Below are 12,575 nucleotides of genomic sequence, written 5' to 3'. Positions count from 1 at the left end.
CGGCTCCCGACACGGGCTCAGGCATCGATGCGGTCGCGCACCAGCCGGTCGCTGGAGTCGACGATGAACGACCGACGCGGAGCCACGTCGCTGCCCATCAGCATCTCGAACACGCGCGCGGCCGCTTCGGCATCCTCCACCTGCACACGGCGCAGCAGTCGGCCGGAGCGGTCCATCGTGGTCGAGGCCAGCTGCTCCGCGTCCATCTCGCCGAGACCCTTGTACCGCTGCACCGGCTCCTGCCAGCGCCGGCCGGACTTGGTGACCTTGGTCAGCAGCGCGTGCAGCTCCTGCTCGCTGTACGTGTAGACCGTCTCGTTGGGCTTCGAGCCCGGGTTGACCACGATCACCCGGTGCAGCGGCGGGACGGCGGCGAACACGCGCCCCGCCTCGATCAGCGGCCGCATGTACCGGAAGAACAATGTCAGCAGCAAGGTGCGGATGTGCGCGCCGTCGACGTCGGCGTCGCTCATCATGATCACCTTGCCGTACCGGGCGGCGCTCAGATCGAACGTGCGCCCGGAGCCCGCGCCCACGGATTGGATGATGGCGGCGCACTCGGCGTTGGAGAGCATGTCGCTGATCGATGCCTTCTGGACGTTCAGGATCTTGCCTCGGATCGGAAGCAGCGCCTGGTGCTCGCTGTCGCGCGCGAGCTTCGCAGTGCCCAGCGCCGAGTCGCCCTCGACGATGAACAGCTCGGACTGCGCGACGTCGTTCGAGCGGCAGTCCACGAGCTTGACCGGCAGCGATGAGGACTCGAGGGCGTTCTTGCGCCGCTGCGTCTCTTTGTGGGCGCGCGCCGAGATACGTGCCTTCATCTCCGCGACGATCTTGTCCAGCAGCTGGGTCGCCTGGGCCTTGTCGTCGCGCTTGGACGACGTCAGCTGGGCGGCCAGCTGCTGGTTCACGACGTTCGAGACGATCTGGCGCACGGCCGGGGTGCCGAGCACCTCTTTGGTCTGCCCCTCGAACTGCGGCTCGGGCAGACGCACCGTCAGCACGACGGTGAGCCCGGCGAGCATGTCGTCCTTCTCGAGCTTGTCGTTGCCGACCTTGAGCTTGCGCGCGTTCTGATCGATCTGCGCCCGGATGGCCTTGACCAGACCCTGTTCGAAGCCCTGCTGGTGGGTGCCGCCCTTGGGTGTGGCGATGATGTTGACGAACGATCGCACCACGGTGTCGTAGCCGGTCCCCCAGCGCACGGCGACGTCGACCTCGCACCGCCGCTCGACCTCGGTCGGGATCATGGCGCCGGTAGGCTGCAGCACCGGGACGGTCTCGGTGAACGACCCGGCGCCCGTCAGCCTCCACGTGTCGGTCACGGGCGCGTCGGGCGCGAGGAACTCGGCGAACTCCGAGATGCCGCCGTCGAAGCGGAACACCGACTCGGTCGGCTCGTCCGCACGGTCGTCGCGAATCGCCAGCTCGAGCCCGGGGACCAGGAACGCGGTCTGGCGCACCCGCTGCTCCAGCTCGGTGAACCCGAAGGCGGCGTCCTTCGTGAAGATCTGCCGGTCGGCCCAGTATCGGATGCGCGTGCCGGTCACGCCCTTGGCGACCTTGCCGGCGACCCGCAGCTTGCTGGCCTTGTCGAACGGGGTGAACGAGGCTTCGGGACCGTCGCCGTCGAAGACGCCGGGCTCGCCCCGGCGGAACGACATCGCCCAGGTCTTGCCGTCGCGGTCGACCTCGACATCCAACCGCTCGGACAGCGCGTTCACGACCGACGCGCCGACGCCGTGCAGACCGCCCGAGGCGCTGTACGAGCCGGTGCCGAACTTGCCGCCGGCGTGCAGTTTGGTGAACACCACCTCGACGCCGGACAGGCCGGTGCGCGGCTCGATGTCGACGGGGATGCCGCGGGCGCGATCGCGCACCTCGACGCTGCCGTCGGCGAACAGGACGACCTCGATGCGGTCCCCGTATCCCCCCAGCGCCTCGTCGACGGAGTTATCGATGATCTCCCACAGGCAGTGCATCAAGCCGCGCGAGTCGGTCGAGCCGATGTACATGCCCGGACGTTTGCGGACCGCCTCGAGTCCTTCGAGGACCTGCAGATGATGGGCGGAGTACTCAGCGGTCACAATCCTCAAGGATATCGAGCCCCACCCCCACCCCCGGGTCGCACACGCGGAGGCGCACGCCGGCGTACGCGCTGAGCGAACTGCGTCCGTTTCCCGGCATTCGTGCGGACACGGCGTGGTTGTATTTCATGAACGGCCGGATCGAGATGCAAGGGAGGCCGACGATGAACACACTCACCACGCCCGAGGAGCAGGGCATCGTCGAGTACCGCCTCACGGCGATGGATCGCTGTGACGCGTGCGGCGCTCAGGCCTACATCGCCGCCGAGGTCAATGGCAGCGAGCTGCTCTTCTGCGCTCACCACGGACGCAAGTACGAAGAGAAGCTGCGCAGCATCGCGACGTCGTGGCACGACGAGACCGCGCGCCTCAACGAGGCCGTCTGAACCTCCACAGCCAACAGACGGGCGGATCCGATCCTTCGGGTCCGCTCGTTTCGTATGCCTGGATGCCTCAGCTCGGCCGGCGCGGGACGCGGGGCGAGATGCGCAGCACGACCTCTTCGCCGATCGTGTCCACCAGCTCGGCGGCGTCGGTCGCCGTCAGCGGCGCGCGGCCGCCGATCAGAGCGACGTCGTCGCCCACGCGAGCGCCGGGCCACGTCGCGATCCGGCACCAGGTCTCGCCCACCTCGAGCAGCGGCCGCTCCCCCGCCGGGGTGCCCACCGCGATGCGTCCGGCGAGTCGCGAGTCCACGCCGTCGAGCGATCCCAGATCGACCGTGACCGCGTCGGACGCCACCGCGGTCACCGCCGCATAGAGGGTGCCGATCGGGCGGATGCCGAGCTCGGCGTCGGAGGGGCCGCCTGCCGGGCGGATGCCGAAGGCGAAGGCGCCGATCCGCACGAGGTCGAAGCGGAACTCGGATCGGGCGAACGCGGCGGCGCTCGCGGCCAGATGCCGCAGCGGTCGATGCGGGCCGAACGCCTCGAGTCCCCGGACGAAGACCGAACGTGCCGCGTCGTCCTCGGCGTCCGAGGCCTCGGCGATGTGGCTCCACGCGCCGCTGACCTCCAGCACCCCCTCGTGCTGCGCGACCAGAGCCGCACGGACGGCATCCGGCCACTCCTCCGGGCGGATGCCGTTGCGATGCAGGCCCGTATCGATCTTCAGGTGCACGCGCGCCGTGCCCGACCGTGCCCGTGCGCGGTCGGCCGCCCGTGAGATCAGCCCGCGCGTCCCCAGGCCCAGGTCGATCTGCGCGTCCAGGGCCGCGTCGATGTCGGCGTCGTCGTAGACCGTCCAGGCGATGATCCGCGGTCCCGGCCCGGCGGCGTCGCGCACCGCTGCCGCCGTGGCGACGTCGAAGGTGCCGAACCAGCCCACCCCCTCGTGGACGGCGCGGGCGACGATCGGGTCCAGCCCGTGCCCGTAGGCGTCGTCCTTCACGACCAGCAGGTGCTCGGCGGGCGCGACGACCGTGCGGATCCGGCGCAGGTTCGCCCCGAACTGCTCCAGATCGACCGCGAACCGTGCGCTCACGACGCCACCTCCCGCCGCGCACGGGCGCCGACCAGACTCACGATCTCGCCGGCCCGCAGCTGCGTCGCGCGCTCCCAGTCGGCAAGCGACGGCGATCCTTCGGCGGGGTCGCCGAAGAACTCGACGTCGTCGCCGGCTGCGGCATCCACCCCGTCGAGGTCGATGACGCACGCGTCCATCGCGACGCGGCCGACGATGGGTGCACAGCCGGCACCCACGCGCACTCGCGCGATTCCGCCGAGCGCGCGGACGATGCCCTGTGCGTAGCCGCCCGAGACCAGCCCGACGACCGTGTCGTGCGGGGCGCGGAACACATACCCGTACGAGACGCCCTCGCCGGCGCGCAGGACCTTGGTGCTGAGGACGCTGCCGTGCAGGCGCATCACCGGCGTGCCCCGACCGCCGGGCAGGCCCCACAGGGTCACCGGGTCGGCGACGGCTGCGGGATCGACGTCCTCGTCGTCGGCGCGCAGAGTGAGTCCGGCGGCTGCGAGCGGCCCCGTGCAGCCGGCGAGCCCGTGTCCCCACGCGTCACGGCGCACATCGGCGACCGTCGCGCCGTCGGCGCGCACGAGCGCGGCGTTGTGCGCCAGCGCATCGAGCGAGATGATCGCACGCACCGGTGCGGGGCGCCTGGATCCGCTCATGACTACCAGGTCATGACCGCTTCGTGCTCGGGTCGGGTGCCGGTGCGGATGCCGGTGGCCGTGACACGGGTCTCGTACAGGCCGGGGATCCAGTTGCCTTCGATCAATACCGGGCCGCTCGGGGTCACCGCCACGTCCCACCCGACGTACGGGACGCCTGGCAGCACGCGTGCGGCCCTGTCGATGAGCGCGACCACCTCGTCCCACATCGGCACCTGGAAGTCCGGGATCGACACGCCCGAGTCGGGATGCACCGGGTAGAACGTGTTGTTCTTGCCGGAGTGGCCCTTGCCGACGGCCTTGCCGTCCGCGTCGAGCATCGTGAAGAAGCCCCCCCAGGTGAACTGGTCGCTGACCGCTCCCCGCCCGAACTTCTGCACGCGCGAGACCAAGTGCACCTTCTCGCCGTCGAAGTACGACACGACGCGGGTCGTGTTCACCGTGCCGGCACAGTACCGAGCGAGGTAGGGATGCTGGACGATGGCCTCTTCGATGAGCACCTGCCCCTTCGCGACGAGGTCGTCGTAGAAGGCCTGCCAGTCGGCGACCTCGTCGGCCTGATAGCGGAAGACGCCCTTGCCCTCACGACTGATCGGCTCTTTGGCGATGAGCACCGGGTGGCGTTCGGCGAAGGTCTCGAGCGCGGCGGCGTCGGCTTCTCCGAGGTCCAGCCACTCCCGGCCGGTGAACTCGCCGAACGTGCGGTGGAACCGGCGCTTGTCGACGAGGATCTCGGCGACCTCGGAGTCGTTGAGGCGGTGTGCGATGTGGTGCTGCACGAGCGAGGTCATGAACGTCTTGCGCTCACGGCGGCTCAGCGCCGCGAAGTCGGCCTCGTAGTAGTCGATGAAGGCGGTGTCGTGGAACGCGGCCGACCACAGCATGTCGACGGCGACGGCCGGCATCCACTTGCCCTGCTCGCGGGAGATCTGACGGGCGAAGGTCGTCACCCGAGATGGGCGAAACGCACGGACGCGGTCCGCGAAGTACTTCACGCGGGCATTCAGATCGATCTTCATCGGAGCGCAATCGCCTTCCAGTCACGTCCGGCGCAGGCAGCGCGGGCCGGGTTGCAGGGACCGATCAAGCATAGTCGCGGGGCCCTGGCGATCCTCTGAGCGGGGCCGCGGCATCCACGCAGAGCCTGTCGATCCGCGCGTGATACCTTCGTGCGCATGGGTCAACTCGCCGTCCGGCTGCGCTATCTGGCGGGTCGTGCCCGCAACCTCAGCCCCGCGAATCTCGCCGAGTTCACCGAGCAGGTCAAGCGCGTCTCGAAGGCGCCCGCGCCGGTGATCATCGCCGACATGCTGTGGTGCGCCGTACGGTACGACATGGGCTTCCGCGACTACGCGGTGTGGGACATCCGGCTGCTGAAGGGCCGCGAGCGGGCGACGTGGATGACGCATCCGAAGTCGTTCCGGATCACGAAGATGCTCAACAGCGCCGAGGCGCGTCCGCTCGTCGAAGACAAGCCCCGCTTCTACCGGGACTTCGCCGACGACATCCGCCGCGAGTGGCTGGACGTGCGCACGGCGAGCGACGACGAGCTGCGCGCGTTCCTGGAACGGCACGGGACGGTCATCGCCAAGCCGTCGAACGGGTTCGGCGGCGGGGGCATCGATCGCGTGACCACCGCGGGCATATCGGATGTCGCCGCCTGGCGCACCGCCCAGGTCGCCAAGGGCCAGACCCTGGTCGAAGAGGTCCTGCCCCAGCACCCCGACCTCGCCGCGGTGTACCCCGGCAGCGTGAACACGGTGCGCCTGGTCACGTTCCTCGGCAAGGACGGGACGTTCCATGTCATCGCCGGCGTCCTGCGGATCGGCAACGGCGGTGTCATCGACAACTTCGCCGGCGGCGGCATGTTCACGATGCTCGACGACGATGGCGTCGCCCGTTTCCCGGGCGTCGACAAGCAGAGCAATGTCTACGAGACGCACCCGGTCACGGGAGTCCGGATCGAGGGGCTGCGGGTGCCGATGTACCGCGAGGCGGTGGAGATGACCGAGCGGCTCTCGCGTCGGCTGCCGCAGATCCCCTACCTGGGATGGGACATCGCGATCACCCCGGACGGACCCGCCGTCATCGAGGCCAACCACAATTCGAGCGTGTTCCAGATGAAGCCGACCGTCTCGGGCGTGCGCACCGGACTGCTCAGCCGCTACCGCGACGCCACCGGACTCGCGCTCTGACCCTTCTCGGGCGGCTCAGGCCGCGCGGATGACGCCCAGCGGCGTCGACTCGTGGCCTTGCCCGAGCGGATTGTCGCCCAGGATCGCCACCAGGCGCTGCTCCCCGGCGCGGCCGAGGGTCGACCCGAGGATGTTGCCTCCGAGGTCGTTGATGTCGACGACGGCGACCTCGCAGCGGCCGTCGAGCAGCTGCTTCAGGTGCGCCGAGACTTCGCGCGGGCGCTCCGGCCCCAGCACGACCGCCTCGTTGTACGGCGGGATCGTGTGCTTGGTGGGTCCGTCGATCGCGCGCGCCTTGTCGCCGGCGATGCGGTAGAAGTCGCCCTTGCGCCCGAACGCCTTCGTGACCGCGGCCACGGCGGCGGCGAACAGGATGCGGGGCGTGCCGCATTCGCGCAGCGCCATCTCCATGGTCTCGGGCATGCCCAGCCCGATGCCGTATGGCGTCTTGGTCACGTACTTGGCCAGGAAGAACGCGAGCCGACGCGGCCGGATGTCGGAGACCATGTACGAACGGCCCTGCGTGATCGCGACGATCTTCTCCGTCACGAAGAGGATGTCGCCGTCGGCGATCTGATCGCTCGCATACTCACGGATGAACGCGTCCAGGTCGTCGCCGGGCATGACCACGCGCGTGCGGATCGGGATCCGCGCGTACTCGGCGCCTTCGACGGTGACCGTCAGCGCCTTTCCGTCGTTGGCCAGACCGCTCACTCGAGGTAGTCCCGCAGCGACTGCGAGCGGGAGGGATGCCGCAGCTTGGCCATGGTCTTCGACTCGATCTGGCGGATCCGCTCGCGGGTCACGCCGAACGTGTCGCCGATCTGGTCGAGCGTCTTCGGCTGCCCGTCGCCGAGCCCGAAGCGCATGCGGATCACGCCGGCCTCGCGCTCGCTGAGCGAATCGAGGAGCGACTCGAGCTGACGCTGCAGCATCGTGAAGCCCACCGCGTCGGCCGGAACGACCGCCTCGGTGTCCTCGATCAGGTCGCCGAACTCGCTGTCGCCGTCCTCGCCGAGCGGGGTGTGCAGCGAGATGGGCTCGCGCCCGTACTTCTGCACCTCGACGACCTTCTCGGGCGTCATGTCCAGCTCACGGCTGAGCTCTTCGGGCGTGGGTTCGCGCCCCAGGTCCTGCAGCATCTGCCGCTGGACCCGGGCGAGCTTGTTGATGACCTCGACCATGTGCACGGGGATGCGGATCGTGCGGGCCTGGTCGGCCATCGCGCGGGTGATCGCCTGACGGATCCACCACGTGGCGTACGTCGAGAACTTGAAGCCCTTGGTGTAGTCGAACTTCTCGACCGCACGGATGAGGCCCAGGTTGCCCTCCTGGATCAGGTCCAGGAACTGCATGCCGCGGCCCGTATAGCGCTTGGCGAGCGAGACGACCAGTCGCAGGTTCGCGCCCAGCAGATGGCTCTTGGCACGCTGTCCGTCGCGGGCGACCCACTGCAGGTCGAGCCCGAGCTGCGAGGACTTCTCAGCCCCCGACATGTGCGACAGCTTCTCTTCGGCGAACAGGCCGGCCTCGATGCGCATGGCCAGCTCGACCTCTTCGGCCGCGTTCAGCAGCGGCACCTTGCCGATCTGCTTCAGGTAGTCCTTGACCGGGTCCGCGGTGGCACCCGTGATCTGGGTGGAGTACACGGGGACGTCGTCCTCGTCCTTCGACGAGATGACGATGGCGCCGGAAGGAAGGGGCTCGGTGAACTCCTTCTTCTTGCCGTCGCCGGCCTCGTCGTCCTCGTCGTCCGACGCATCGGCGTCGGTGCCCTTGCCGGTCTTCTTGGAGTGGGCCCCGGCATCGTGCTCGTCGACGTCGACGGCCTCGTCGAGCTCGACCTCGTCGGTCTCGTCCTCGTCGGCGGCGGCGCGGCGGCCGCCCTTCTTCGCGGAGGCCTTCTTGGCAGGAGCCTTCTTGGCGCTCGCGCGCGCGGCACCGGCGGCCTTCGCCGCGGGCTTCTTCGCCGTCTTGGCGGGAGCCGTCTTCTCGGCGGTCTCCTCGACCTCGGCGGCCTCGTCGACAGCGGTGTCCTTCGCGCGGGAGCTGGTAGTGGTCTTCGTGCCTGCGGTCACGTTTCGCCTTTCGCCGGGGTCGTCGCGCCGTCCCCGGTCATCTCGGACACTAGTAAGACCCTTGTCAAGTCCAAGCGCCGAACGGGCGATGCCCGCCGCGCCCGTTGACAACGGGTCGGTGTTCCATTGTCGCACACTCCGGGCGGCGCCCCGGACGTGCAGACCTGGTCTTCACAAAGGGAAAACGTCCCGGCGACGGCGAGTATTCCGTCGCGGATCAGCCCAGCGGCCCGGGCCTCTTGTCCTCGTCCCCGGTCGGACGGGACGCGAGGAAGCGCTCGAGCTCGGCGGCCAGCTCGTCCGCGCTCGGCAGGTCGCCGGTGTGCACCATCGGCGTCGCCGAGGTCGACCCTGCCATGTACGCGTCGTACCGTTCCTCGAGCCCATGCAGCATGCGCGTGAGGTCGTCGCTCTCGCCGACCTGCTCCTCGACCCGCACCAGGAATTCCTTGTTCTGGGCGCGCAGCTCGTCGCCGTCGAAGACGAGTCCGGTCGCCGCGCTGATGCTGTCGAGCGCGGCGAGGGTCGCCGCCGGGTACTCCGTGTCGCCCAGATAGTGCGGTACGAGCAGCACGAAGCCCGCCACCGGCGTCTCGCGCTGCGCGAAACGGTACTCGAGCAGGTGGCCGACCGTGCCGGGCACCTGCGTGTGCGGGCGCCAGACCGAATGGGCGGCCGTCAGCTGGGTGCGCGTGCCGCTGACCGTGGTGCCGATCGGCCGGGTGTGCGGGACGGGCATCGGGATCGAGTGGATCCAGGTCACGGTCGACACGTCGTATTCGGCCGACAGTCCCAGCACGGCGCGGCTGAACGCCTCCCATGCGAAGTCGGGCTCGTAGCCGGCGAGCATCAGGAACGGCTGGCCCACGGCATCCCGCGCGAACGACAGCTCGAGCCGGGACGGCTGATAGTCCGTCAGCCTGTCGCCGTCGAACGTGACGATCGGCCGGCGGGCTCGGAAATCGAGCAGGATGTCGTTGTCGAAGACGGCCAGCGGGAACGCGTCCAGCTCGCGCAGGTGGTCGATCAGCTGCGAGACGGCTCCTCCGGCGTCCGTGAAGCCGGTGAGCGCGATGACCAGCGGCAGCCCACGGGGCACCGGCGGAGCGGATGCGGCGCGCTCGAACAGCGACGCGGAATCGACCATGGATCCACTCTAGGAGTGCGGCGCGCACCGGCGACCGCATCCCGCTGTCAGCGAACAGCCGCGCTCGTAGGATGGAGCACATGCCGTTCCCGACGCTGGCGCGCAGCGACGCGCCCATCCGTGAATCCGACGCCGATCTCATCCTCCTCGCCCTCCCCGCCGCCGACGGCGGGAACATGGCCGCAGTGGACGACTGGCCGGGCCTGTCCGAAGTCCTCGATGCCGTGGGCTTCACCGGGTCCGCCGGCAGCATCCAGCGCGTCCCGGCCCCGGGCGCTCCGGCGGTGCGGCTCGCGGTCGCGGGCCTGGGCTCGAATCCGGATGCCGCAGCCGCCCGCGACGGTGTCGGTGCGGCGGTGCGCACCCTGACGGGATTCGGTGCCGTCGCCGTCTCGCTGCCCGGCGCCGATCGCGCATTGCAGGTGGCCGCCCTCGAGGGCGCCGGCCTCGGCGGGTACTGGTTCGCCGACTACAAGTCGGGTGAGCCTGCGCCGCGCCCGGCCGGCACGGTGACCGTGCACGGTGCGGACCTCACCGATGCCGACGTCGAGGCCGCCCGCGTCGGCGCCGACGCTGTCGCCCTGGTCAAGGACCTCGGCTCGACGCCCGCCGAGTGGCTCGGCCCCGCGGACTTCGCCACGCACGCGGCCGAGTCGCTGGCGGGGCTGCCGGTCGACGTGCAGGTGCTCGACGAGGTGGCCCTCGCCGACGGCGGCTTCGGCGGCATCCTCGGTGTCGGTCAGGGCTCGGCCCGACCGCCGCGGCTGGTCCGACTCGACTATGCACCCGAGGCGCCTGCGCGCCACGTCGCGCTCGTCGGCAAGGGAATCACTTTCGACACCGGCGGGCTCTCCCTCAAGCCCCCGGCCGGCATGGTCGGCATGAAGTACGACATGTGCGGCGCGGCCACAGCGCTGGCGGTCGTGCGCGCGGCCGCCCAGCGCGCCCTGCCCGTCCACGTCACCGCTTGGCTGTGCGTGGCCGACAACATGCCCTCCGGCACCGCGATCCGCCCCGGTGACGTGCTGCGCACCCTCGAGGGCACGACGGTCGAGGTACTCAACACCGACGCCGAAGGCCGCCTCGTGCTCGCCGACGGGCTGGCCGCGGCGAGCCGCGAGCACCCGGATCTCATCATCGACGTGGCGACCCTCACCGGTGCCATCGTGGTGGCCCTCGGCAACCGGCACACCGGCGTCATGGGCGCCGACGACGCCGTCGCGGAGTACCTCGCCGCCGCCGGGCGCACCGACGAGCCCGCCTGGCGCATGCCGCTGCCGGCGCACATGGAGAAGGAGCTGGACTCCCCCATCGCCGACCTGCGCAACGCGAAGATCGGCGACCGCTCGGCGGGATCGCTGTTCGCCGGGCTCTTCCTGCAGCGCTTCGTCGGGCGCACCTCGGACGACGCGGACGCCGCGCGCATCCCGTGGATCCACCTCGACATCGCCGGCTCCGGCGACAACTCGGCCGGCGCGTACGGCTTCACCGACAAGGGTCCGACGGGCGCGACCGTCCGCTCGCTGATCGCGTTCCTCGAGGGGGCTGACGCACGATGACCGAGAGCAGCTACGACATCGTCATCCTCGGCGGCGGCAGCGGCGGGTACGCCGCCGCGCTGCGCGCGGCCGAGCTGGGCAAGACCGTCGCCCTGGTCGAGAAGGACAAGGTGGGCGGCACGTGCCTGCATCGCGGATGCATCCCGACGAAGGCCCTGCTGCATGCCGCCGAGGTCGCCGACTATGCGCGGGAATCGGCATCCTTCGGCATCCGCGCCCAGCTCGACGGCGTCGACGTCGACGCGCTGCGCGCGTATCGCGAAGGCATCGTCGCCAAGAAGCACAAGGGGCTGGAGGGACTCGTCAAGGCGCGCGGCATCACGGTGGTGCGCGGTGAGGGCCGGCTCGTGGCCGGGCCCGCAGTGCAGGTCGGCGACGACATGCTGCGCGGCACCGATGTGGTGCTGGCGACCGGCTCGTACAGCCGCACACTCCCGGGCCTTGAGATCGGCGGGCGCATCATCACCAGCGAGCAGGCACTCGAACTCGACGAGGTGCCGCAGCGCGTGGTGGTCCTCGGCGGCGGCGTGATCGGCGTCGAGTTCGCCAGCGTCTGGCGCTCGTTCGGCGCCGAGGTGACGATCGTAGAGGCGCTGCCGCATCTCGTCCCCAACGAGGACGAGACCCTCAGCAAGGGCCTCGAGCGCGCGTACCGCAAGCGGGGCATCGCCTTCCGGCTGGGCGTGCGGTTCGCGCAGGCGACGCAGACGGAGGATGCCGTGACCGTCGACCTGGAGGATGGCACGACGCTCGAGGCCGACCGGCTGCTGGTCGCCGTGGGCCGGGGACCGGTCACCGCGGGCCTGGGCTACGAAGAGGCCGGGGTGGTGCTCGAGCGCGGATTCGTGCGCACCGACGACAGGCTGCGCACGGACGTTGCGCACGTCTGGGCGGTGGGCGACATCGTGCCCGGCCTGCAGTTGGCCCATCGCGGCTTCCAGCAGGGGATCTTCGTCGCCGAGCAGATCGCGGGCCTCGAGCCGGTCGCGGTGCCCGAGACGCAGATCCCCAAAGTCACCTACAGCCACCCCGAGGTCGCCTCGGTGGGACTGACCGAGGCGCAGGCGACCGAGCGGCTCGGCGCCGACCGTGTGAAGGCCTACGAGTTCAATCTGGCCGGCAACGGCAAGAGCGAGATCATCGGGACGGCGGGAACGGTCAAGGTCGTCCGCCAGGTCGACGGGCCCGTCTTGGGCGTGCACATGCTCGGCGACCGCGTCGGCGAGCTCATCACCGAGGGCCAGCTCGCCGTCGGGTGGGAGGCCCACCCGGAAGACATCGCCCCGTTCGTCCACGCCCACCCCACCCAGAGCGAAGCGCTCGGCGAGGCGTTCCTCGCGCTGGCGGGCAAGCCGCTGCATGCGCTCTGACCGCGTGGCG

At 70.2% G+C, this 12,575-nt stretch carries 11 protein-coding genes; 4 read left to right on the top strand and 7 right to left on the bottom strand.

Annotated elements, in window-relative coordinates:
* Positions 1-17: 17 nt before the first annotated feature.
* Positions 18-2,087 (bottom strand): DNA gyrase/topoisomerase IV subunit B, encoded by a 2,070-nt coding sequence (locus tag AC3RX0_RS05465; protein WP_491504908.1) that lies wholly within the window; start codon positions 2,085-2,087, stop codon positions 18-20.
* A 164-nt stretch (positions 2,088-2,251) separates the two neighbouring features.
* Between AC3RX0_RS05465 and AC3RX0_RS05460 the strand changes: the two genes are divergently transcribed.
* Positions 2,252-2,473 (top strand): DUF7455 domain-containing protein, encoded by a 222-nt coding sequence (locus AC3RX0_RS05460; RefSeq protein ID WP_491504907.1) that lies wholly within the window; start codon positions 2,252-2,254, stop codon positions 2,471-2,473.
* Positions 2,474-2,540: 67 nt separating this feature from the next.
* On the opposite strand, the gene AC3RX0_RS05455 is transcribed toward AC3RX0_RS05460, so the two are convergent.
* The 3 genes from AC3RX0_RS05455 to AC3RX0_RS05445 are packed head-to-tail and all read right to left on the bottom strand — an operon-like array spanning position 2,541 to position 5,235.
* On the bottom strand, positions 2,541-3,569 hold the full coding sequence (locus AC3RX0_RS05455) for an alanine racemase (protein WP_491504906.1): 1,029 nt from the start codon (positions 3,567-3,569) through the stop codon (positions 2,541-2,543).
* Positions 3,566-4,216, bottom strand: coding sequence for an alanine racemase C-terminal domain-containing protein (locus AC3RX0_RS05450; protein ID WP_491504905.1), 651 nt, complete (start codon positions 4,214-4,216; stop codon positions 3,566-3,568). Before AC3RX0_RS05450 ends, AC3RX0_RS05455 begins: the two co-directional genes overlap by 4 nt.
* A gap of 2 nt (positions 4,217-4,218) precedes the next feature.
* Positions 4,219-5,235 carry a sugar-transfer associated ATP-grasp domain-containing protein gene (locus AC3RX0_RS05445; RefSeq protein ID WP_491504904.1) on the bottom strand — a complete coding sequence of 339 codons (1,017 nt, stop codon included), beginning with the start codon at positions 5,233-5,235 and terminating at the stop codon, positions 4,219-4,221.
* Positions 5,236-5,391: 156 nt separating this feature from the next.
* Here AC3RX0_RS05445 and AC3RX0_RS05440 point away from each other — a divergent pair, with 156 nt between their 5' ends.
* The gene (locus AC3RX0_RS05440) at positions 5,392-6,411 is read left to right on the top strand and encodes a sugar-transfer associated ATP-grasp domain-containing protein (protein ID WP_491504903.1); all 1,020 of its coding nucleotides are present in this window, start codon (positions 5,392-5,394) and stop codon (positions 6,409-6,411) included.
* Positions 6,412-6,426: 15 nt separating this feature from the next.
* On the opposite strand, the gene AC3RX0_RS05435 is transcribed toward AC3RX0_RS05440, so the two are convergent.
* The 3 genes from AC3RX0_RS05435 to AC3RX0_RS05425 form a co-directional block, all read right to left on the bottom strand.
* Positions 6,427-7,125, bottom strand: a complete 699-nt coding sequence (locus tag AC3RX0_RS05435) for a coenzyme F420-0:L-glutamate ligase (protein WP_491504902.1) — start codon at positions 7,123-7,125, stop codon at positions 6,427-6,429.
* Positions 7,122-8,489, bottom strand: a complete 1,368-nt coding sequence (locus AC3RX0_RS05430; RefSeq protein ID WP_491504901.1) for an RNA polymerase sigma factor — start codon at positions 8,487-8,489, stop codon at positions 7,122-7,124. Before AC3RX0_RS05430 ends, AC3RX0_RS05435 begins: the two co-directional genes overlap by 4 nt.
* A 217-nt stretch (positions 8,490-8,706) precedes the next feature.
* Positions 8,707-9,636 carry a proteasome assembly chaperone family protein gene (locus AC3RX0_RS05425; protein ID WP_491504900.1) on the bottom strand — a complete coding sequence of 310 codons (930 nt, stop codon included), beginning with the start codon at positions 9,634-9,636 and terminating at the stop codon, positions 8,707-8,709.
* Between the two features lie 80 nt (positions 9,637-9,716).
* On the opposite strand from AC3RX0_RS05425, the gene AC3RX0_RS05420 reads away from it, so the two are divergent.
* Both AC3RX0_RS05420 and lpdA read left to right on the top strand, forming a co-directional pair.
* Positions 9,717-11,195 (top strand): leucyl aminopeptidase, encoded by a 1,479-nt coding sequence (locus tag AC3RX0_RS05420; RefSeq protein ID WP_491504899.1) that lies wholly within the window; start codon positions 9,717-9,719, stop codon positions 11,193-11,195.
* Positions 11,192-12,565 carry a dihydrolipoyl dehydrogenase gene (gene lpdA / locus AC3RX0_RS05415; protein ID WP_491504898.1) on the top strand — a complete coding sequence of 458 codons (1,374 nt, stop codon included), beginning with the start codon at positions 11,192-11,194 and terminating at the stop codon, positions 12,563-12,565. The genes AC3RX0_RS05420 and lpdA overlap by 4 nt, the downstream gene beginning before the upstream one ends.
* The last annotated feature ends 10 nt before the right edge of the window (positions 12,566-12,575 follow it).

The sequence above is a fragment of the Microbacterium sp. W1-4-2 genome (genome assembly GCF_058349885.2).
This window is presented reverse-complemented; position numbering and strand designations above follow the sequence as displayed.